Here is a 20,293-nt window from a genome sequence, read left to right on the forward strand (position 1 = left end):
TCGCATCACGTGTGGCCGCCGTGGCCTGGGATGCTGGAGAGGGCGGGCCTGGAGACAAAGGCGGCGAGCGTGGACGTGACCGAGCGTGTGCTGAGGGTGTTCACAGGAATGCTCGGCGAAGGCCCTCCGGCCGGGTTCGATCAGCTGCCGCATCTCGCGGACCCGCATTCCGAGGCACCCGGCCCCGCCGGAACGCGCATCTCGGTGGACGCCAAGGTGCCCGCCCCGGTGTTCACCGGCAACCACCCCCGCCAAGGGACCTGACAGGCGTAACGTCGAAGAGGTGAGGACGGGGAGTGTGACGGCCCCCGCCCTCACCCGTGCCGCAGGAGCGCGGCCGACGACGAGGCGCGCGGTTCAGCTCGTGGGCCGGTCGTGCTGGTCGTGCCGGTCGTGCGGGTCGGCATGCGGAATGCGGATGGCGAGCAGCGCGACGTCGTCGTCGTTGTCGGCCGGCCTGACCCGCTGCACCAGGTGGTCGGCGAAGGAGTCGAGCGGCCGGTGCGCCAAAGCCGCCGCATGTCGGCGCAGGGTCTCCATGCCGACGTCGAGGGGATGCGTGCGGGTTTCGATGAGGCCGTCGGTGTAGAAGACCAGGGTCGAGCCGGGAGGCAGAGTGTGCCGGGCGTCGGGCCGGGGGTGCTGTGTGGCCGTCCCGAGGAGCATCCCGTTCGCGTCGTCCAGGAAACGGGTCAGGCCGTCGCGGTCGACGAGGAGCGGGGGCGGGTGGCCGGCGTTGGTCCAGCGCAGGTGCCAGGAGCCGTGCGGGTCCGTGCTCAGCCGGGCCAGGACCATCGTGGCCATGCGGACGTCGCTGATGTGACTCATGGCCTGGTCGAGCTCTTCGACTATGCGGTGCGGCGGCTGGTTCTGCGACCAGGCCAGGGCCCGCAGCATGTTGCGCAGCTGGGCCATGCCGGCCGCCGCCTCGAGGTCGTGTCCGACGACGTCTCCGACGACCAGGGCCGTGTCGCCGCAGCGCAGCGGGAACGCGTCGTACCAGTCGCCACCCACGTGAGAGGCGTCCGGTGCCGCCAGGTAGCGCGCGGTCATCGCGACGCCCGGCGGCGGAGGGAGCTGCGGCAGCAGGTAGCGCTGCATGGTTTCCGCGATCTGGGCCTGGCGCCGGTAGTGGCGTGCGTTTTCCAGGGCCAGGCCGATACGGCCCGCGATGTCCTCCAGCAGGGCGAGATCGTCCGCGGTGAAGGCCTGGTAGTGCGGGCCGGAACGGCCCAGCGTCACGGCTCCCAGCACTTCTCGGGGGCCGCGGATGGGGGCGATGGCCGCGGTCTTGATGCCGGTGGCCTTGAACAGTCTGTGCTGCTCCACGGCGATGCCCGTGTCGGGGGACCCCTGATAGGTCTCCGGCCCGGCCAGGGTGGAGGCGACGCCACGGAGCGCTCTCGACAGGGGCATGGGCGAGGCGTCGGAGACCGGCGGCATCGGACCCTGCAGGTCTTCACGCCGCTCCAGCCGCCCGTCGTCGGCGTGCACCACCAGGTGCCGTGCCACCTCGTCGGACTCGGTGACCAGGTCGACCACGGCCCAGTCCGCGAGGCGGGGGACCATGAGCGCCACGACGCGGTGAAGGGCGTTGTCCACGTCGTTGTTGCGGATCAGCTGAGCCGTCGTGTCGGCGAGCAGGGCCAACCTCTCCAGGTCGGACAAAGACGTCGGAGTCACCCCCCGAGGCTGGTCGTGGTGGATGTGGTCAGGCATGGCCGCCCCTCGGTCCGCCGGCAGAAAGATCAGCACAAGTCAGCTTCGTCGACGGCGGTTTGACTTCCTTACACCTTCAGGGCGCGACAACCTGGCGACGGCGTCCCGGACGGACGCGAAGCGCTGTGCGCTGAGGTCGGCGCGCTACGGCATGGGCGAGCATCGGAGAGGCTGCTTCTTCCCAACAGCCGACCTGTACCGGCTACGGGAGCCGAGAGGACATTTGTAGCACGAAATCGTCCGGGCCCGATGGGCGCTCCGGCTCACGGTGCGACGCAGGTCACAGGCGTGGTCGGCTTCACGGTGACGGACCGGGGCACACGTGCGGGGCGCACGTGGACAACCGGACGTCGATGATGTGAGGCGTGCGCGCGCGTGACCGGGGGAGTCGAGGGAGGGGACGAGCGTGTTGACGGACACCGACTGGGGCAAGCAGGGCCTGTGCAGGACCGCACCCCCCGACGAGCTCTTCGGGGAGAGCGCCGCACAGAATCGCGCCAAGGCACTGTGTTCGGGATGTCCTGTACGTACCGAATGTCTTGCGTACGCTCTCGACGAGCGGATCGGACATGGTGTGTGGGGCGGGATGACCGAACGCGAACGCCGCGCCCTGCTGCGCCGACGCCCCTCCGTCACCTCCTGGCGCCGGCTCCTGCACACGGCCCAGCTCCACCACGTTCAGGCGGCCACGGGCGCACCCGCCACTGCCCTGTCCAAGCCGTAGGGCGGCTCACGGCGTCGGCGCCGGCCCGCGAGGTGGTCGACCCGTTCGGGGAGGGTCGCCTCGATTCCGGGCCGGATCCCCGGGCGTCCCCGGTCCCGGCCCTCGGTGTGCGGCGCCGCGTCCCGCCCGTGCTGCACGCGAGTCGAGTCCGCGGTGAACTCGATGAGAAACCGTCAGGGACTGGGAGAGGCATCGGTGAGTGCCATCCAGGCGCGGACCGTCTCCTGGTGCGAACCGCTCGCCGTGCTCGTGGCTACCGCCTCCGCCGCCTCCTCGGAGCACGGCGCGCCTGCTCGGGTGAGCAGGACGAGCGGCCACTCGGGGCCCGCGCCGGCCGACTGTCCGTCGAAGGCGTTCCAGTGCCAGGGCCCGTCGAACCGCCATGCCCGGCCGGCGGCGTCGGCGACCTCGTCCCCCTGGTGGAGAGACGCGTAAGGACGCATCAAGAGATCGAACGTGAAGGGAATCCCGTCGCCAGGGTGGAGGGTGTACCCCGAGCCATCGAGATGGCTCTCGTCCGGGAACTCCCGATAGGACAGGCCGCGGCGCAGCACGGTCACGGTCCGGGTGGGATGCGGCAACCAGGCCGTCCGCAGCGGGGGATCGTGGCTTTCGACGGCCGTCACGTGCACGACGGTGGAGGGCACGCCGACCCGGCAGACGTCTCCGGCTTTGAGGTGTTCGGGCGTCGGGTCCGTTCGGAAGAGCTCGGCCGCCACCTCAGGCACGACGTGCCCTCCGCCGGCCACTCCGAAGGCGACGATCCCGTTCTAGTGCCCGAATTCGTTGTCGCTGTCGATTTCCCACCACGGCCATCGCACCGCCACGTGATCCCACGTGACTCCCTGCTCGACCCTGGTCACCGTGAAGGGACACGCGACCGCCAGCATGTCACCGACCCGGAAGTCCCCCTGATCCATCATTCGGTCAGGGTAGACGGGTCCGTTCGACGGTCACGAGGGCCGGCATGCTCGGTGGCCGAACCTCCTTCGACCTCCCGTGGACCCGCATCCGCGAAAACGGCCCATGAGACAGTCGGGCACGGCTCACTGATCGTCAAGGCAGTACGAGGCGCACGTCCACTTCATCGATGGTCCGGCCTGGGCGGGGGCGACCGTTGACGAGGTGCTGACTGCGGTCCGCGGCGACGACGACCTGGCCGTTGTCTTTCTCGCCGACCGAAAGACCATGCGGGCCGAGAGTCACCCCCTGTTGGCGGTCACCACGCTGACGCGGGAGGAATGCGTGGACGCCGAGGACCACGAGCAGCTGACCGAGTTCGGCCGCGATTTCCGCGGTCCACCTCGCCTGCGAGTCCTGCCGGTCGTCGGGGGAGAAGGCCGGCGGCTCCGCACGCCCCACCGAGCGCGTAGTGCGCAACTCGCATCCTGGCTGCCGCAAGCCGAGACGCGCGTGCTGCCGGGAGTCAGCCATGCCATGCCCCTCGAAGATCCCGCGTTGATCGCCCGAGCGGTCGAGGAATTCGTGACCCGCCACAGTGACTGAGCGATGGCACCGTCGACATGCCATCAGGCGCGCGGAAACGAGATCGCCGTTGACGGGGAAGAGTGGCACCTCGGGCGCGTAAGGGTCCCGGCGCAGCCGCTCGGTCGCCTCCGGGCGGTCGCGCCGGAGGCGCCGGATGTCGTCCGGTGAGTGGACCATCGGCGCCGCGCGCCTGTCGTTGTGTTCTGCGGCCTTGCTGTCACATCGCCGGGTGCTTCCAGGTCTCTCCTTCGATCGGTCTTCGGTCTGTTTCCAGGGAGTGCATAGATGAGACCCGACACAATCGTCCTTGTTCACGGCTTCTGGGTGACGCCGCGTGCCTGGGAAGGCTGGATCGCCCACTACGAGGACAAGGGATTTCGTGTCATCGCGCCGGGGTATCCCGGGTTCGAGGTGGAGGTCGAGGCCTTGCGCGCCGACCCCTCCCCGATCGGGAGGGCGACCGTTCCGGCGATCATGTCCCGGCTGGAGAGTGTGATCAGGGAGCTGGACCGGCCGCCGATCGTGATGGGCCACTCCGCCGGCGGGGCGTTCACCCAGATCCTGCTGGACCGCGGCGTCGGCGCCGCCGGAGTCGTGATCAACTCGGCGCCGACCGAGGGGGTTCCGGTCGTGCCGCTGTCCCAGGTCCGGTCTCTCCTGCCGGTCCTGAAGAACCCCGCCAACCGTCACCGTGCCGTCGGGCTGACACTCGACCAGTGGCGCTACGCCTTCGCGAACACGCTTCCGCAGGACGAGGTCCTGGCCACCTATGAGCGCTACCACATCCCCACGCCGGGTTCCATCGTGTGGAGCAGCTCCCTTGCCAATCTCCGTCCCGGCCACACCGACACGTATGTCGACTTCCACAATGCAGGGCGGCCGCCGCTGCTGTTCCTCTCCGGCGAACACGACCGCCTCATGCCGCCGAAGGTCCAGTTGTCCAACGCCAAGCACTACAAGGCGGCGGGTACCACCACCGAGGTCAAGGTGTTCACCGGCCGCTGTCATCTGATGCCGGTCCAGGACGGCTGGCACGAGGTAGCCGACTACGCCCTTGAGTGGGCGCTCGCTCATTCCTGAAAGGCTTCGGGCTATCCGAAGACAGGTGTGCCGCACTACACCTTCGCGGCCCGCCGCCGAACCGCACCGGTTCCCGCTTCCGCTGCCGCGCTCTCGCCCAGGAACTGCCCTGCCGCTGCGGTCACTTCTCCGGCCTGGTCGAGTTCGTAGGCGATGTCTGCCCGGATGAGCTGGGTGCCGGTGGCGGGGGCCAGGATGCCGTCGGCGATCTGGCCGGCGACCCAGTGGGCCATCGCCCCCTGCGCTTCTCGTGGGTCGGCGGGCGGGGCGAGGGAGGGGCTGCCGACCTCGGCGACTAGTGCGTCGAGCCCCACCTGGATGAGCGCGGCTGCGGGCGCGGGCGTCGTTGCTGTTAGCATGCTGGTCCCTGTTCTTCGTGTGTCGAGGAGACCGACCGTGGTGGGTGACGACGACATCTCGGGGTGATACCCGGAGGTGAACGCCACCGGCCTGGCGCTCAGGAGCGCCGGCCCGTGTGGCCATGCGGTCGTTCCCTCATCCTGCGCCTTCCGCCTTCCGCGTCGAGGTGCCTCTTCCGGCATCTCCGCGTCACACACGAGGTCTCACCATGTCCGACGCGTCCGTCGTCTGCTCCGGCCTGTCCTTCTCCTGGCCTGACGACACCCCTGTCTTCGACGACCTGTCCTTCTCCGTCCCGCCCGGCCGCACCGGCCTCGTCGCCCCCAACGGCGCGGGCAAGAGCACCCTGCTCAAGCTGATCGCGGGGGAGCTGCGACCCACGAGGGGATCGGTGTCCGTCTCCGGCTCCCTCGGCTACCTTCCACAGACCCTGCCGCTCGACGCCGGCCTCACCGTCGCCGAGGTGCTCGGCGTCGCCCCGGTCATCAAGGCCCTGGACGCGGTCGAGTCCGGCGACGTCGGTGAGGAGCACTTCACCGTCATCGGCGACGACTGGGACATCGAGGAACGCACCCGCGCCCAGCTCGACCGCCTCGGACTCGCCGGTCTCGCCCTCGACCGCGACCTGGGCACGCTCAGCGGCGGCCAGGTCGTCTCCCTCGGCCTCGCCGCCCAACTGCTGAAGCGCCCCGACGTGCTGCTGCTGGACGAGCCGACCAACAACCTCGACATCGACGCCCGCCACAAACTCCACGACGTGCTCGGCGACTTCACCGGCTGTCTGCTGCTGGTCAGCCACGACCGCGCGCTGCTCGACCGCATGGAGCGGATCGCCGAGCTCGATCGCGGCCGACTGCGCACGTACGGAGGCGACTTCACCGCCTACGAGGAGGCGGTGCGGGCCGAGCAGGAGGTCGCCGAGAAGAACGTCCGCAGTGCCGAGCAGGAGCTGAAGCGGGAGAAGCGCGAGATGCAGCAGGCTCGCGAGCGCGCCGAGCGCAGGGCGAGCAACGCCGCCCGCAACCTCAAGAGCGCCGGCCTGCCGCGCATCTTCGCCGGCAACATGAAGCGCGGCGCCCAGGAATCCGCGGGCCGCGCCGGTCAGTTGCACGCCTCCCGCGCGGAAGAGGCCAAGGCCCGCCTGGACGAGGCCGGCCGCGCGCTGCGCGACGAGCAGCGCCTCTCGCTCGACCTGCCCGACACCGTCGTCCCCGCCGGCCGCACCCTCTTCCTCGGCGCGCGCCTGCAGGTACGGCACGGCGGGCGCGCCCTGTTCGCCGGGGACGGGATCGACCTGTCGATCCGCGGACCGGAACGCATCGCGCTGACCGGACCCAACGGCGTCGGCAAGTCGACCCTGTTGCGTCTGCTCAACGGGGACATCGAGGGGGAGACCGGCGAGATCACGCGAGCCGACGGCCGGATCGCCCACCTCTCCCAGCGGCTTGACCTCCTGGACCTCGACCGCACGGTCGCCGACAACTTCGCCGCGTTCGCCTCGCACCGCTCGGAGGCCGAGCGGATGAACCTGCTCGCGCGCTTCCTGTTCCGCGGGACCCGCGCCCATCTGCCGGTGGGAGCCCTGTCGGGCGGTGAACGACTGCGGGCCACCCTGGCGTGCGTCCTGTGCGCGGAACCGGCTCCCCACCTCCTGTTGCTGGACGAGCCCACCAACAACCTCGACCTGGTCGGCACCGAGCAGTTGGAGAGCGCGCTCGGCGCCTACCAGGGCGCCTTCGTCGTCGTCAGCCATGACGAGCGGTTCCTCAAGGAGGTCGGCGTGAACCGCTGGCTGCGCCTGGCCGACGGGACGCTGACGGAGTCGGCCGCACCACAGGTGTGATCCACCGCCCGCAGCAGCTCATCCGTCTGTGCCGCGACCTCTTTCCGTGGAGACACACATGCCTGCCCAGCCCGCCCTCCTCGCCCACGACCTCGTGCGCGTCCACGGGGACCGCAAGGTCCTCGACGGCGTCTCCCTCACCGCGTCCCCCGGCCACCGCATCGGCCTGATCGGGGAGAACGGTGCCGGGAAGTCCACCCTTCTCGATGTGCTCGCCGGAGCCGACAAGCCTGATTCCGGCAGTGTGGTCCGCCCCGCCGACCTGGGTCATCTCCGCCAGGAAATGCCCTTCGACGGGGCGACGACGATCGCCGACGTCCTCGACGACGCGCTGCGTGAGGCCCGCGACGACCTCAGGCGCCTCGACGAGGCCGGGCGCCTGCTCGCCCGGACGCCGCAGGACTCGACCGACCATGCGGACCTGCTCGGGGAGTACGCCCGGGCACTGGAGCGGGCACAGGAACGAGAAGCCTGGGACGCCGACCGACGTGCCGCGGTCGTGCTCACCGGGCTCGGCCTCGGCGAGATGGCGCACCGGCGCACGCTCGGCTCGCTGTCCGGCGGCGAGCGCGGCAGGCTGGCGCTGGCGGCGCTGCTGGTGCGGCGGCCGTCGGCCCTCCTGCTGGACGAGCCGACCAATCACCTGGACGACGCGGCCGCGGCGTTCCTGGAGGAACAGGTGCGCGGCCTGCCCGGTGCCGTCGTCGTGGCCAGCCACGACCGGGCCTTCCTCGACGCCGTCTGCACCGACCTGATCGACCTAGACCCGGCCGTCGACGGCCCCGTCCGTCACGGCGGCAACTACAGCGCCTATCTGAGCGAGAAGCGGTCGCAGCGCGCACGCTGGGAGCGCCGGTACACCGAGGAACAGGAGGAACTGGTCGCGTTGCGCGAGGTGGCGAACGTGACCGCGCACCGGCTCGCCCCGGACCGCGGACCCCGCGACAACGAGAAGATGGGGTACGGGCACCGCGCGGGCCGGGTGCAGAGCCAGATCTCGCGCCGGGTGCGCAACGCCACGCGCCGGCTGGACGACCTGGAGCGGACCCAGGTCGACAGGCCCGTGCCACCGCTGAGGTTCCACACCGCCCTCGCGGCGGGCTCCGCGGCGGGCGCCCTGGTGTCGCTGCGTGACGTGCGGGTGCCGGGCCGACTGCGGGTGCGCCGGCTGGTCGTGTCGGCGGGCGAACGCCTGCTCGTCACGGGAGGCAACGGGACGGGGAAGTCCACCTTGCTCGCCGTACTGGCCGGGCGCCTGCCGGTGGCGGACGGCGGAGTGGAGCGGCGTCCGGACCTGACCGTCGGTCTACTGGCTCAGGACACCCATTTCGGCAGGCCGGAGCGCACCGTCCGTGACACGTATGACGCGGCCCTCGGCGCCGAGCGGGCGGAGACCGTACCGCTCGACTCGCTGGGCCTGCTGGCGGAGGCGGATCTGGACAGGCCGGTCGGGCACCTGTCCGTGGGGCAACGCCGTCGGCTCGCGCTGGCCCTGCTGGTCGCGCGCCCGCCCGAACTGCTGCTGCTGGACGAACCCACGAACCACCTGTCCCCGCGGCTGTGCGACGAACTGGAGGACGCCCTGCACTCGGGCCCGGGCACCGTCGTGCTGGCCAGTCATGACCGCTGGCTGCGAAACCGTTGGGAGGGACGGGAGTTCCGGCTGCCCGACGACGGCCTGCGCTGACCGCGGCGAGGTCAGCGAGCACTCGCCGACGACGGGGAGCGGACGCGGAGCAGGAGCAGGAGCAGGAGCCAGAGGCCGAGGAGCCGGAGGCCGGGGGTGAGACGGTGTCTCACCCCCCGCCCGGCTCGGCCGTGCTCTGCCGTGTCACCAGGTGCGTGGCCAGTTCGATGCGCTGGGCGCCCGTGCCCGGGTCGTCCGGCCGGAACAGCATGCGTGCCGCCTCCTGCGCCATGTGCCGAAGCGGTTGGTGCACCGTGGTGAGCGGTGGGCTCGACCACTGGGCGAGCTGCACGTCGTCGTAGCCGACCACCGAGAGGTCCCGCGGGACGCGCAGGCCCTTGAGGCGGGCCGCTTCCAGTACGCCCAGTGCTTGCAGGTCGCTGCCCGCGAACACGGCCGTGGGCCGGTCCGGTCCGTCCAGCAGGTCCATGGCGTGCTCGAAACCGCCCTGTACCTGGAAGTCGCCGAAGCGGATCAGCCGGGGATCCGTCTCCAAGCCCGCCATCGCCAGCGCGGAGCGGTAGCCGTCGAGGCGGGCCAGCGAGCACAGCATGTCCTCGGGGCCGGTGATGATCGCGATCCGTTCGTGCTTCAACTGGGTGAGGTGGCGCGTCGCGGCGAGCCCGCCGGCCCAGTTCGCCGAGCCGACCGACGGCACGTCGGGGTCGGGGTCGCCCGCCGGGTCGATGACGACGAAGGGGATCGCCGCCGACCTGAGCCGGCTCCTGACGTCCTGCGGGAGCGTGGAGAAGACGAGTACGACACCCAGCGGTCTGCGTCGGAGCACGCCCTCCAGCCAGTCGGGCGCCGGCCTGTGCCGGGTTCCGCTGCGGGTGAGCACCACCGTGGCCTGATTTTCCCGGGCGACGCTCTCCACGCCCCTGATCAGCTCGATCGCCCAGGTGCTGTCCAACTCGTGGAAGACCAGCTCGATCAGCGGGGGGCCGGTGGTGGTCCTGGGCCGGCGGCGGTACCCGTTGGCCTCCAGCAGGCGCTCCACCCTGGCCCGGGTGGAACGGGAGACGTCGGGACGGCCATTGAGGACCTTCGAAACTGTCGGCATCGAGACGCCCGCTTCTTTCGCCACATCAGCCAGGGTCACTCTGCCCGGAGCCGCCTCTTCATCGTGCATAGCAGCAGAGTAAGTCACCGCGCCTCGGTAACGGTTTGAGTGACCAGCTCCACGACCGTTGACCGAAACCTGGGTCTGACCTACTGTCCCACGGCATGGACTTTCGGTAATGGCGCCGAAACTTTCGAAAGGCGAACGATGAAGACACGTGCGCGCTTGCCCAGACTGGTCGCCTGCGGCGCGACGCTCGGCCTGGCGCTGACCCTGTCGGCCTGCGGTGGCGGCGCCGGCGAGGCGTCGTCGGACGGCAAGATCCATGTCCTGGTCTACGGGGACGCGAGCAACAAGGTCGAGAAGCAGATGGTCGAGACGTTCAACAAGACGTCCGACGTCAAGGTCGTCCTCGACACCATCCCGGGCGCGGACTACCAGCAGAAGCTCCAGACGATCATCAACACGCCCCAGGCCCCGGACGTGTTCTTCAACTGGGGCGGAGGCAGCATCCAGCCGTTCGTCAAGGCCGACCTGCTGATGCCGCTGGACGGCTTCATCAAGGAGAACCCGGACCTGGACAACAGGTTCCTGCCCTCGGTCTTCAACAGCGCGGTCGTCGACGGCAAGCCGTACGGCGTGCCGATGCGTGGCACCCAGCCGATCCTGCTGTTCCACAACAAGAAGGTCCTCGACGAGGCGGGCGTCACACCGCCCAAGACCTGGGACGAACTGATCGACGCGGTCGGCAAGCTCAAGGCCGCGGGTGTCACCCCGATCGCCCTCGGCGGCGGTGACCGCTGGCCGACGCTCATGTGGTTCGAGTACCTCTACGACCGCATCGCCGGGCCCGGCCTGTTCCAGAAGGCGCTGGAGGGCGACAAGGCGGCCTGGGAGAGCCCCGAGAGCAAGAAGGCGCTGAGCACGCTCAAGGAACTCGTCGACACGGGCGCCTTCGGCAAGAACTACGACTCGGTGAAGTACACCAACGGCGCCTCCCCGGCACTGCTGGCCTCCGGCAAGGCCGGGTTCGAGCTGATGGGGTCCTGGTACTACGCCCAGCAGCAGACGGACGCCAAGACGTTCGCCGAGAAGGACCTCGGCTACACCACCTTCCCGACCGTCCCCGGCGGCAAGGGCGACACGGCGAACATCGTCGGCAACACCAACAACTTCTACTCGGTGCTGAAGAAGACCGAACACCCCGAGGCCGTCGCCGAGTTCCTCAAGCTCATGTACTCGGACGAGTTCGTCGAGGCGCAGCTGGCCATCGGCAACCTGCCGACCACGACGAACACCCCGCAGTTCCTCGACTCCTCCGCGAACCCCGACTACTCGCGCTTCCAGTACGACCTCGTCGAGAAGGCACCCGCCTTCCAGCTGTCCTGGGACCAGGCGTACCCCCCGTCAGCCGGCACGCCCATGCTCCAGGCCGTGCAGCAGTTCTTCAACGGCCAGCTCGACGCGGACGGCTTCATCACGGCCATGCAGGCCCTCCCCACCGAATGAACGGCTCATGACCACACAGATCACGAGCGCTCCGCCCGCCGCCGGGTCCCGCAAGGAGGCCCGGCGGCGGCCGGCCGGCTCGTCCGCAGCGCACGTGGGACGGCCCGGCTTCGGCTGGGCGCTTCCCGCCACCGTCTTCTTCGCCCTCTTCGCGATCGTCCCGCTGGTCATGGTCGCCGTGCTGTCCTTCATGAGCTGGAACGGCCTCGGCGCGCCCGAGTTCGTCGGCCTGGACAACTGGTCCCGACTGCTGGACGACCCCGTGATGCTCCAGAGCGTCTGGCTGACCCTGCTCCTGACCGCGCTCGGCGTCGTCATCCAGACGCCGCTGAGTATCGTGCTCGGCGTCTGGGCCGCCGGACACCAGCGCAACCGCGCGGTGCTGTCCGTCATCTACTTCGTGCCGCTGCTGCTGTCGGCGACGGCCGTCTCCGTGGTCTGGCGGGCCCTGCTCGACCCCAACTTCGGCATCCCGGCCGACGCGACCTGGCTGTTCGGCGACGGCAACCTGTTCGGCGAACAGGCCACCGCCATCGGCGTCCTGGCCTTCGTCAGCACCTGGCAGTTCACCCCGTTCCACACGCTGATCTACCAGGGTGCCGCCCGCGCCGTTCCCCACGTGCTCTACCAGGCCGCGGAGATCGACGGAGCGGGCCGCTACCGGCAGTTCTTCCACATCACGCTGCCGCAACTGCGCAACGCCATGATCACGTCGATGATCCTGATGATCGTCGGTGGCCTGACCACGTTCGAGACCGTCCTCATCCTCACCCAGGGCGGCCCGGGCACCGACACCACCATCAGCGCCTACTACATGTACCAAAAGGCCTTCAAGGGCTTCGACTTCGGTGCCGGCGCCGCGATCGCCCTCGTGCTGGTCGTCGCCGCCACCGTGGTCTCCCTCGTCGTCGTCCGCGTCTCCGGCTACGACAAGATGCGCAGCACCATGGAGGGTGTGTCATGAGGCGCCGCCCCAACTACCTGGCGGGTGCCGGCTCCCTGGTCTGGCTCTTCCTGGTCGGCCTGCCGCTGTACGTGATGCTCGCCGCGACCGTGCGCACCCGCGGCGACTACGCCGAGAACGGCCCGGTGTCCGTCCCGGAGAGCTTCACCCTGGACAACTACCTCGGCGCCTTCGACTCCGGCTTCGGCCAGTACTTCCTCAACACGCTCCTCGTCACCGCCGCGGTGGTAGGGCTGGTCCTGGCCCTGGTGCCCCCGCTCGCCTACGCGATCGTACGCAGTCGCAGCAAGGTCACCTCGCAGGTCTTCCGCCTGTTCCTGCTCGGTCTCGCCATTCCCGCCCAGGCCGTGATCGTGCCGATGTTCTACCTGATCAGCGAGGCCGGGCTCTACGACAACCTGCTCGGCGTCATCCTGCCGACGGCGGCGTTCTGCCTGCCGATGTCCGCCCTCATCCTCAGCGGCGCCATGCGTGACATCTCACCGGAACTGTTCGAGGCGATGGCTGTGGACGGAGCGAGTCCGCGGCGCATGTTCTTCCAGCTCGTCGTCCCCCTGTCGCGGGGCGGACTGTCCACGATCACCGTGTTCTCCGCACTCCAGGCCTGGAACGGCTTCTTGTTCCCGCTCGTGCTGACTCAGTCCGACTCCGCGAAGGTCGTGACGCTGGGTCTGTACAACTTCCAGACCGAACACGGCATCGACATCCCGGGCCTGCTGGGCGCCGTGGTGCTGTCCATGATGCCCGTCTTGCTCGTCTACCTGTTCGCCCGTCGCGCCCTGGTCCAGGGCCTGATGGGCGTCGGAGGAAAGTGACTGCCAACGTGGCCGTAGAGACCACCCCCGAGATCCCCCTCTGGAACGACACCACCCGCTCCCTCACCGACCGGGTCGCCGCGCTGATCGAGGCGATGACCCTCCAGGAGAAGATCGCCCAGCTGTTCGGCGTGTGGGTCGGTGCGTCCGACCAGGGCGGTGAAGTGGCCCCCCATCAGCACGACATGGAGGAGGCTGTCGACCTGGAGGCGCTGCTGCCGAACGGTCTGGGACAGCTCACCCGGCCCTTCGGCACCGTCCCCGTCGACCCCGCGCTCGGGGCGCTCTCGCTGCAGCGCACCCAGGCGCGCATCGCCTCGGCGAACCGTTTCGGCATCCCCGCCCTGGCCCACGAGGAATGCCTGGCGGGCTTCGCCGCCTGGGGCGCCACCGCCTACCCCGTCCCGTTGTCGTGGGGTGCCACGTTCGACCCCGACGTGGTGCGCCGCATGGCCGCCGCCATCGGCCGTGACATGCGCTCCGTCGGCATCCACCAGGGCCTCGCCCCGGTGCTGGACGTGGTGCGCGACGCCCGCTGGGGCCGGGTGGAGGAGACCATCGGCGAGGACCCCTACCTCGTCGGCACCATCGGCACGGCCTACGTCCAGGGCCTCCAGTCCGCCGGGATCGTCGCCACCCTCAAACACTTCGTCGGCTACTCCGCCTCCCGCGCCGGACGCAACCTCGCCCCCGCGCCCCTGGGCGCCCGCGAGCGGGCGGACATCCTGCTTCCGCCGTTCGAGATGGCCGTTCGCGAGGGCGGCGCCCGGTCCGTCATGCACGCCTACAACGACACCGACGGCCTGCCCGCCGCCGCCGACGAGGACCTGCTGACCGGACTGCTCCGCGACACCTGGGGCTTCGACGGCACGGTCGTCGCGGACTACTTCGGCATCGCCTTCCTCAAGACGCTGCACGGCATCGCGGCCGACTGGGCCGACGCCGCGGGCACCGCGCTCGCGGCAGGCGTCGACGTCGAACTCCCCACCGTCAAGACCTTCGGAGCCCCCCTCGTCCAGGCCGTCACCGAGGGCCGCGTCGCGGAATCCGTCATCGACCGCGCCCTGACCCGCGTCCTGCGGCAGAAGGCCGCCCTCGGCCTGCTCGACCCCGACTGGACCGCCGTGCCGGCCGTCCTCGACGGCGCCGACCTCGACGCGCCGGACGCCCTGCGCGGCAAGGTCGACCTGGACCCGCCGGAGAACCGCGCCCTGGCCCGCGAGGTCGCCGAGAAGGCGGTCGTCCTGCTCACCAACGACGGCACCCTGCCGCTCACCCGGCCGCGCCGGATCGCCCTCATCGGCCCCAACGCGACCGTCCCCACTGCCGTACTGGGGTGCTACTCCTTCCCGATGCACGTCGGAGTGCAGCACCCGGACGTCCCCGTCGGCATCGACCTGCCCTCCCTGCACGACGCCCTGGCCGCCGAGTTCCCCGACACGGACATCACGGTCGCCCGCGGCACCGGCGTCGACGACGCGGACACCTCCGGCATCGCGGAGGCGGTCGACGTGGCACGTGCGGCGGACGTCGTCGTCGTCGCCCTCGGCGACCGCGCGGGCCTGTTCGGCCGCGGCACCAGCGGCGAGGGCTGCGACGCGGAATCGCTCTCCCTGCCCGGCACCCAGCAGGACCTCCTCGACGCCCTGCTCGACTCCGGCACACCCGTGGTCACGGTCCTCCTCGCGGGCCGGCCCTACGCCCTCGGCCGCGCGGTCGACGCCTCGGCGGCGCTCGTGCAGTCCTTCTTCCCCGGCGCGGAAGGCACCCGGGCCATCGCGGGCGTGCTCAGCGGCCGTACCGACCCCTCCGGCCGGCTCCCCGTCAGCGTCCCGCGCGGACCCGGATCCCAGCCCACCACGTACCTGGGCGCCCGTCTCGCGCAGGCCAGCGACGTGTCCAACATCGACCCGACCCCGGCGTTCGGCTTCGGCCACGGCCTGACGTACACCCGCTTCGCCTGGAGCGACCTGACCGTGGAGGAGCAAGAAGCGCCGACTTCGGGGCAGTTCACCCTCGGCCTCACCGTGCGCAACACCGGGGACCGTCCGGGCACGGAGGTCGTCCAGCTCTATCTGCACGACCCGGTCGCCTCCGTCGTACAGCCGGTGCAGCGTCTCATCGGCTACACCCGCCTCGCCCTGGGACCGGGCGAGGCCGCCCGAGTCCGCGTCACGGTCCCGGCAGACGTGGCGTCCTTCACCGGACGCGACGGCCGACGCATCCTCGAACCAGGGGAACTGGAACTCCGCCTGGCCTCGTCGAGCGCCACCGTCCACATGACGGCGACGGTCTCCCTGACCGGTCCGGAACGCCGGCTCGACCACACCCGGCGCTTCCACGCGACCTTCGACCACGCACCGGCACAGGAGGCCTGACGCGGGTCCTGGTCATGCCTGACCGGGAGGAGCGCGGACGTCGGCGGACTTCCCCGCTCCTCCCGGGAAAACCGACTCGACCTGGCTGCCCCAGGGAAGAGATCCTGGAGCATGGAGTTCCTCTGCTACCACCGCGACCGGCCCGGCTCCCTGCACCTGCGCGAGGAACTGCTCGCCGAGCACTGGTCCTACATGGACCAGTACGCGAAGGAGATGATCGCCCGGGGCCCGACGTTCGCCGACGACGGCGAGACGCCCACCGGCAGTGTGCACATCGTCGACCTGCCCGGTCCCGACGCGGCCCGCGCGTTCGCATTCGACGAGCCGAACCAGCAGGCCGGCGTGTACCGCGACGTGCTGCTGCGCCGTTGGCACAACACGCTGGGACGCACCATGTGGGACTTTCCCGGAGGCCGGTCCGGCGGCAACCGCTACCTGGTGCTCGGTCTCGGCGCCGGGCAGGCCGCCGACATCGCGTTGCCGCCCGACGAGAACGAGCTGATCGCCTACGGCCCGCTGCTGTCCGACGACGGCGACACCTGGCTGGGCACGGCGGCACTGGTGCGGGCGCCGGACCCGGAGACGGCCCGCGCCCTTCTGACCTCGGACCGGTATGCCGACGTCGAGGTGCACAACTGGCAGTTCGGCGGCCGTCCGTCCTGACGGGTGTCTCTTTGTCTCTTCAGACCGCTCACAAGCGCTTGATCAGGTGGGCCGTGGACGGCACGTCTGAACGCATCCTCGTGACAGTACTTGCTGCGGCGGATGATGATGACGAGGTGGACGGGACGGGCGCCGTGGATTCCAATGTCTGCCGGGCTCACCAGCACGAAGGTCCACTTGGCCGGTGAGCGTCCGGGGCGCTTGTTCGCCGATGAGCCGCGTTGGCGCTCCGGCTCGGCCGGCCGTGACAGGTGGAGCCGGCTCATGTCAGCGGCGACGCTGATCAGCCCGCAGCTCAAAGTCCCCGTAGCTGTTGTCGACCGGGTTGACCGTGACGCCCGGGGCGACGATCTCGTCGATGGCGTCGAGGATGTCGGAGGAGAGGGTGACGTCGGCGGCGGGCAGGAACGCCTCCAGCTGTTCCATGGTGCGCGGTCCGATGATCGCCGACGTGACGCCGGGGTGGTTGATGACGAACGCGACGGCCAGCTCGATCAGGGAAAGGCCTGCCTTCTCCGCCAGGACGGCAAGCCGTTCGACGGCATCGAGCTTGCGCTGGTTGGCGGGGGTACTCATGTCGAACCGGGCCTGCGGGCGCGCGGCCGAGGCCGGTCCGTCAGTGGCGTTCTTGCGGTAACGGCCCGAGAGCCATCCGCCGGAGAGCGGGCTGTAGGTGAGAGTGCCCATACCGTGGCGGCGCACGGTCGGCAGCACGTCCTCCTCGACGCCGCGGACCAGGATCGAGTAGGGCGGCTGCTCGGTGACGAAGCGCTCCAGGTTCCGCTCGCGCGAGGTCCACTGGGCCTCGACGATCTGCGAGCCGGAGTAGGACGAGGAGCCGATGTAACGGACCTTGCCCTGGCGGACGAGGTCGGTGAGGGCCCCGAGGGTCTCCCAGACGTCTGTGTCGGGGCTGGGCCGGTGGACCTGGTAGAGGTCGATGTGGTCGGTGCCGAGCCGCCGCAGGGAGTTCTCGACCGCGCGGATGATCCAGCGGCGCGAGCCGCCACGCTGGTTGGGGTCGTTCTGGTCCATGGGCATGAAGAACTTGGTGGCCAGGAAGACGTCCTCGCGGCGGCCCCTCAGCGCCTTGCCGACGATCTCCTCCGAGACGCCGGCGGAGTAGACGTCCGCGGTGTCGACGAAGTTGATGCCCGCGTCGAGGGCGCGGTGGGTGATCCGGATGGAGTCGCTCTCGTCCTCGTTGCCCCAGGGGCCGAACATCATCGCGCCCAGGCACAGCGGGCTGACCTGTATGCCGGTACGGCCCAGCGGTCGGTACTGCATGGAGGGGTTCTCCTCTGTCGTGGGGGTCAGTCGTTGCCCGCGGGCACGACCGTGCCGGTGCTCGTCCAGCTCGCGAGCAGGTTCAGGGCCTGCTGTTCCGGGGAGTCCGGCTCGGGTGTGTAGAAGTTGAGGCGCAGGCCGGGGTCGGAGGGCAGTTCCATCGCCTCGTAGGGCAGTGCGAGAACCCCGACGAGCGGGTGGTGAAGGTTCTTCAGGCCGGAGCGGTGGAACTTCACGTCGTGCCGTGCCCACCTGCGGGCGAAGTCGCTGCTACGGGTGGTCAGTTCGCCGATCAGATCGGTGAGGGCCTTGTCGTGCGGCGCGCGACCCGTCTCGGTGCGCAGGAAGGCGACGGCATCGTCGGCGCCCTTGTCCCAGTCGACCCAGAAGTCCTGGCTGGCGGGGTCGAGGAACAGGAAGCGGGCGCTGTTGACCGGCCCGCGCTGCGCGAACAGCGGCGAGTCGAACAAAGGCGCGTACAGCGCTCGTCCCAGTGCGTTGGCGGCCATGATGTCGAAGCGGGCGTTGCGGACGAACGCCGGGACGCCGGTCATCGAGTCGAGCAGCCGCAGGATCGTCGGCCGGACGCGCGAGGAGGTCACCGCCGGCCGTCGGCCGGACGGGCTGGCGGCGCGGGCCAGATCGTAGAGGTGGGTGCGCTCGGCCTCGTTGAGCTGTAGGGCGTGCGCGAGGGCTTCGAGGACCGAGTCGGAGGCGCCGGCAAGGTTGCCGCGCTCCAGGCGGACGTAATAGTCCACGCTCATGCCTGACAGCAGGGCGACCTCTTCGCGCCGCAAGCCCGCGACACGGCGGTTTCCGCCGTAGACCGGCAGCCCGGCCTGCTCGGGGGTGATCCTGGCCCGCCGGGTGCTGAGGAACTCCCGCGCCTCGGCGGCCACGTCCTTCTTGGTGCGGTTGGTCATGCTCATTTCCTGGTGTGGGTGCCCGGCTCCGACCGGGCTCGTCGCGTCGGCCGCCGGGCCGGACCCGACCTCGAGTGGCGAGGCACGGCGGACTCCTCCTGATCGGCCTGCTCGGTGTGCCGGTTCATCCACGGTAGGTCGGCCCGGGCAGGCCTGCGAGGTACTGCCAGTACCTGGAAGAGCAGTGACTCCCACTGCCCCCTCAAGGGGCCGTTACCTGGAAGACGCCACAGACGGGCGGCCCGGAAGCGGGCCGCACTCCCGATCGACGCGAGGAAGAGCGTGCGTACCGCAGCCATGCACGACGCCGGCGATGCGCCCGCCGGGCCAGTCGCCGACTCAAACCGTCCGGGCGGGCCGAGCGGCGACAGGACCACCGCCCCGCGCCACCAGGCGCGGCGTTCCTCCGGGGGCCCGGCCCGTTCGACGCTGATCCTGGCGATCATCTGCATCAGTTACTTCATGGTCGTCCTGGACAACTCGATCGTGTTCACCGGGCTGCCCCGGAACCGCTCTGACATGGGATTCTCCGAGACGGGCCTGTCGTGGATCACCAACGCCTACGTACTGGTCTTCGGCGGGCTGCTGCTTCTGGGAGCGCGCGCCGGTGATCTCTTCGGCCACCGCAAGGTCTTCCTGTACTCGCTGGTGGTCTTCTCGCTGGCCTCGCTGCTGGTGGGCGCCGCCCAGAGCGCCTGGTGGCTGATCGCGTCCCGGGCGCTGCAGGGCGTCGGCGCCGCCGTTCTCGCCCCGTCCGCGCCCTCCCTGCTCACGCGCAGCTGCGCGGAGGGCAAGGCCCGCAACCGGGCCGGTAGGCCGTTCAGGTCACTGGGCGGGCGGTGAAGCGGTAGCGGCGGAGCCCTACCCCGCGGGGACCGGGGGTGTCGCGACGCAGGGCGCCGCGACACCGGTTCAGATTTCCTGGGAGGCGAAGCCCTCGCGCCAGGTGCCGTGTTCGGGCCGCCAGCCTCGAGAGCGGGCCAGCGCGTTGGACGCTCCCCGTGCCCAGTCCTGTCGTGCCGCGGTGGCTTCGGGAACGGGCACGCCGAGCGCCCCGGCTAGGACGGGCAGCCACTGGCGGCCTTGGGCCGGCTCGTCGTCCACGATGTTGACGGGACCGTCGGGCCAGTTCAGGGCGGCGACGGTGGCCCGTGCCGCGTCGGCCACGTGGATGAACGACGTGACCGAGCGGTCCGCCTCAAGGTACGCCAGCAGACGAGCGCCGGGATCACCCGCCAGCGCCGCGGCGACGGCACCGCCCGGGGCGTACCACGTGCCGGGGCCGTACAGGATGCCGTACCGCAGCGCCACGGCGGTCTCCAGCTCTGCCGCGGTCTCCTCCAGCGCCCGGATGCCGTCGACCATCGCGCCGCGCGGTCGCGGCGCGCCGAGGTCGAGCGGAACGGACTCGTCGGCGGGCCCTGCTCCGGGGGCGTACGCCCAGGCGAGCGACTGCGCGACGATCCTTGTGGCTCCGGCGGCCTTGGCCGCGTCGACCAGGTTGCGGGTGCCTTCGCGGCGGAGCCTGTCGGTCAACGCGCCGTCCGCATCCGTCAGCGCGGTCATCTGATGGATCACCGCGTCCGGCGCGGCCTCCTTCACGACGCGACGCAGGCCTTCGGCGTCGAAGGCGTCCGCCACGGCGGCGCAGGCGCCCTGCCGCCGCACGCGATCGGCGCCGGCGGCCGTGCGGGAGACACCGGTGACGTGGTGCCCCGCCTCCAGCAGCATGGGGACGAGCAGGCGGCCGACCGCACCGGTGGCGCCCGCGATCAGGATGCGCATGGAAA

General features: G+C 70.5%; 18 protein-coding genes and 2 pseudogenes. 13 read left to right on the forward strand and 7 right to left on the reverse strand.

Annotation, left to right across the window (positions count from 1 at the left end):
- The first annotated feature begins 69 nt into the window (after positions 1-69).
- Entirely contained in the window at positions 70-264 is a 195-nt protein-coding gene (locus ACZ7LV_RS03455) for a hypothetical protein (RefSeq protein WP_471935225.1), read from the forward strand.
- Positions 265-357: 93 nt separating this feature from the next.
- On the opposite strand, the gene ACZ7LV_RS03460 is transcribed toward ACZ7LV_RS03455, so the two are convergent.
- Positions 358-1,719, reverse strand: coding sequence for a PP2C family protein-serine/threonine phosphatase (locus ACZ7LV_RS03460; RefSeq protein ID WP_471935227.1), 1,362 nt, complete (start codon positions 1,717-1,719; stop codon positions 358-360).
- Between the two features lie 409 nt (positions 1,720-2,128).
- Here ACZ7LV_RS03460 and ACZ7LV_RS03465 point away from each other — a divergent pair, with 409 nt between their 5' ends.
- On the forward strand, positions 2,129-2,443 hold the full coding sequence (locus ACZ7LV_RS03465) for a WhiB family transcriptional regulator (protein WP_471936095.1): 315 nt from the start codon (positions 2,129-2,131) through the stop codon (positions 2,441-2,443).
- A 173-nt stretch (positions 2,444-2,616) separates the two neighbouring features.
- Here the strand turns inward: ACZ7LV_RS03465 and ACZ7LV_RS03470 are convergent, their stop codons facing one another.
- Positions 2,617-3,171 (reverse strand): hypothetical protein, encoded by a 555-nt coding sequence (locus ACZ7LV_RS03470; RefSeq protein ID WP_471935229.1) that lies wholly within the window; start codon positions 3,169-3,171, stop codon positions 2,617-2,619.
- 343 nt (positions 3,172-3,514) lie between these two features.
- Here ACZ7LV_RS03470 and ACZ7LV_RS03475 point away from each other — a divergent pair.
- A pseudogene (locus tag ACZ7LV_RS03475) lies at positions 3,515-3,949 on the forward strand (alpha/beta fold hydrolase); the annotation flags it as partial.
- A gap of 267 nt (positions 3,950-4,216) precedes the next feature.
- Positions 4,217-5,011, forward strand: coding sequence for an alpha/beta hydrolase (locus ACZ7LV_RS03480; RefSeq protein WP_471935231.1), 795 nt, complete (start codon positions 4,217-4,219; stop codon positions 5,009-5,011).
- Between the two features lie 35 nt (positions 5,012-5,046).
- Here the strand turns inward: ACZ7LV_RS03480 and ACZ7LV_RS03485 are convergent, their stop codons facing one another.
- Positions 5,047-5,370: a hypothetical protein gene (locus tag ACZ7LV_RS03485; RefSeq protein WP_471935233.1), complete on the reverse strand. Its 324-nt coding sequence runs from the start codon at positions 5,368-5,370 to the stop codon at positions 5,047-5,049.
- A 209-nt stretch (positions 5,371-5,579) separates the two neighbouring features.
- On the opposite strand from ACZ7LV_RS03485, the gene abc-f reads away from it, so the two are divergent.
- On the forward strand, positions 5,580-7,214 hold the full coding sequence (abc-f, locus tag ACZ7LV_RS03490; protein WP_471935234.1) for a ribosomal protection-like ABC-F family protein: 1,635 nt from the start codon (positions 5,580-5,582) through the stop codon (positions 7,212-7,214).
- A gap of 58 nt (positions 7,215-7,272) precedes the next feature.
- A complete protein-coding gene (locus tag ACZ7LV_RS03495; protein ID WP_471935236.1) occupies positions 7,273-8,901 on the forward strand; it encodes an ABC-F family ATP-binding cassette domain-containing protein in 1,629 nt (542 codons plus the stop codon).
- Between the two features lie 109 nt (positions 8,902-9,010).
- Here ACZ7LV_RS03495 and ACZ7LV_RS03500 read toward each other — a convergent pair whose 3' ends face one another.
- A complete protein-coding gene (locus ACZ7LV_RS03500) occupies positions 9,011-10,033 on the reverse strand; it encodes a LacI family DNA-binding transcriptional regulator (protein ID WP_471935238.1) in 1,023 nt (340 codons plus the stop codon).
- 138 nt (positions 10,034-10,171) lie between these two features.
- On the opposite strand from ACZ7LV_RS03500, the gene ACZ7LV_RS03505 reads away from it, so the two are divergent.
- The 6 genes and pseudogenes from ACZ7LV_RS03505 to ACZ7LV_RS03530 form a co-directional block, all read left to right on the forward strand.
- The gene (locus ACZ7LV_RS03505) at positions 10,172-11,473 is read left to right on the forward strand and encodes an ABC transporter substrate-binding protein (protein WP_471935240.1); all 1,302 of its coding nucleotides are present in this window, start codon (positions 10,172-10,174) and stop codon (positions 11,471-11,473) included.
- A gap of 7 nt (positions 11,474-11,480) precedes the next feature.
- Entirely contained in the window at positions 11,481-12,437 is a 957-nt protein-coding gene (locus tag ACZ7LV_RS03510; RefSeq protein WP_471935242.1) for a carbohydrate ABC transporter permease, read from the forward strand.
- Complete coding sequence (locus ACZ7LV_RS03515) at positions 12,434-13,252, forward strand: carbohydrate ABC transporter permease (protein ID WP_471935245.1); 819 nt, start codon at positions 12,434-12,436, stop codon at positions 13,250-13,252. Before ACZ7LV_RS03510 ends, ACZ7LV_RS03515 begins: the two co-directional genes overlap by 4 nt.
- On the forward strand, positions 13,249-15,630 hold the full coding sequence (locus tag ACZ7LV_RS03520; protein ID WP_471935248.1) for a beta-xylosidase/alpha-l-arabinosidase: 2,382 nt from the start codon (positions 13,249-13,251) through the stop codon (positions 15,628-15,630). The genes ACZ7LV_RS03515 and ACZ7LV_RS03520 overlap by 4 nt, the downstream gene beginning before the upstream one ends.
- Before the next feature lie 111 nt (positions 15,631-15,741).
- Positions 15,742-16,293: a YciI family protein gene (locus ACZ7LV_RS03525; protein WP_471935250.1), complete on the forward strand. Its 552-nt coding sequence runs from the start codon at positions 15,742-15,744 to the stop codon at positions 16,291-16,293.
- A gap of 14 nt (positions 16,294-16,307) precedes the next feature.
- A pseudogene (locus ACZ7LV_RS03530) lies at positions 16,308-16,460 on the forward strand (IS5/IS1182 family transposase); the annotation flags it as partial.
- Positions 16,461-16,560: 100 nt separating this feature from the next.
- Here the strand turns inward: ACZ7LV_RS03530 and ACZ7LV_RS03535 are convergent.
- Both ACZ7LV_RS03535 and ACZ7LV_RS03540 read right to left on the reverse strand, forming a co-directional pair.
- A complete protein-coding gene (locus ACZ7LV_RS03535) occupies positions 16,561-17,580 on the reverse strand; it encodes an aldo/keto reductase (protein WP_471935251.1) in 1,020 nt (339 codons plus the stop codon).
- 26 nt (positions 17,581-17,606) lie between these two features.
- Positions 17,607-18,503, reverse strand: a complete 897-nt coding sequence (locus ACZ7LV_RS03540; protein ID WP_471935253.1) for a helix-turn-helix transcriptional regulator — start codon at positions 18,501-18,503, stop codon at positions 17,607-17,609.
- A gap of 282 nt (positions 18,504-18,785) precedes the next feature.
- On the opposite strand from ACZ7LV_RS03540, the gene ACZ7LV_RS03545 reads away from it, so the two are divergent.
- On the forward strand, positions 18,786-19,346 hold the full coding sequence (locus ACZ7LV_RS03545; RefSeq protein ID WP_471935255.1) for an MFS transporter: 561 nt from the start codon (positions 18,786-18,788) through the stop codon (positions 19,344-19,346).
- A 69-nt stretch (positions 19,347-19,415) separates the two neighbouring features.
- Here ACZ7LV_RS03545 and ACZ7LV_RS03550 read toward each other — a convergent pair whose 3' ends face one another.
- Positions 19,416-20,288, reverse strand: a complete 873-nt coding sequence (locus ACZ7LV_RS03550) for an NAD-dependent epimerase/dehydratase family protein (RefSeq protein WP_471935257.1) — start codon at positions 20,286-20,288, stop codon at positions 19,416-19,418.
- Between the last annotated feature and the right edge of the window lie 5 nt (positions 20,289-20,293).

The sequence above is a fragment of the Streptomyces sp. NPDC107562 genome, from assembly GCF_055657325.1.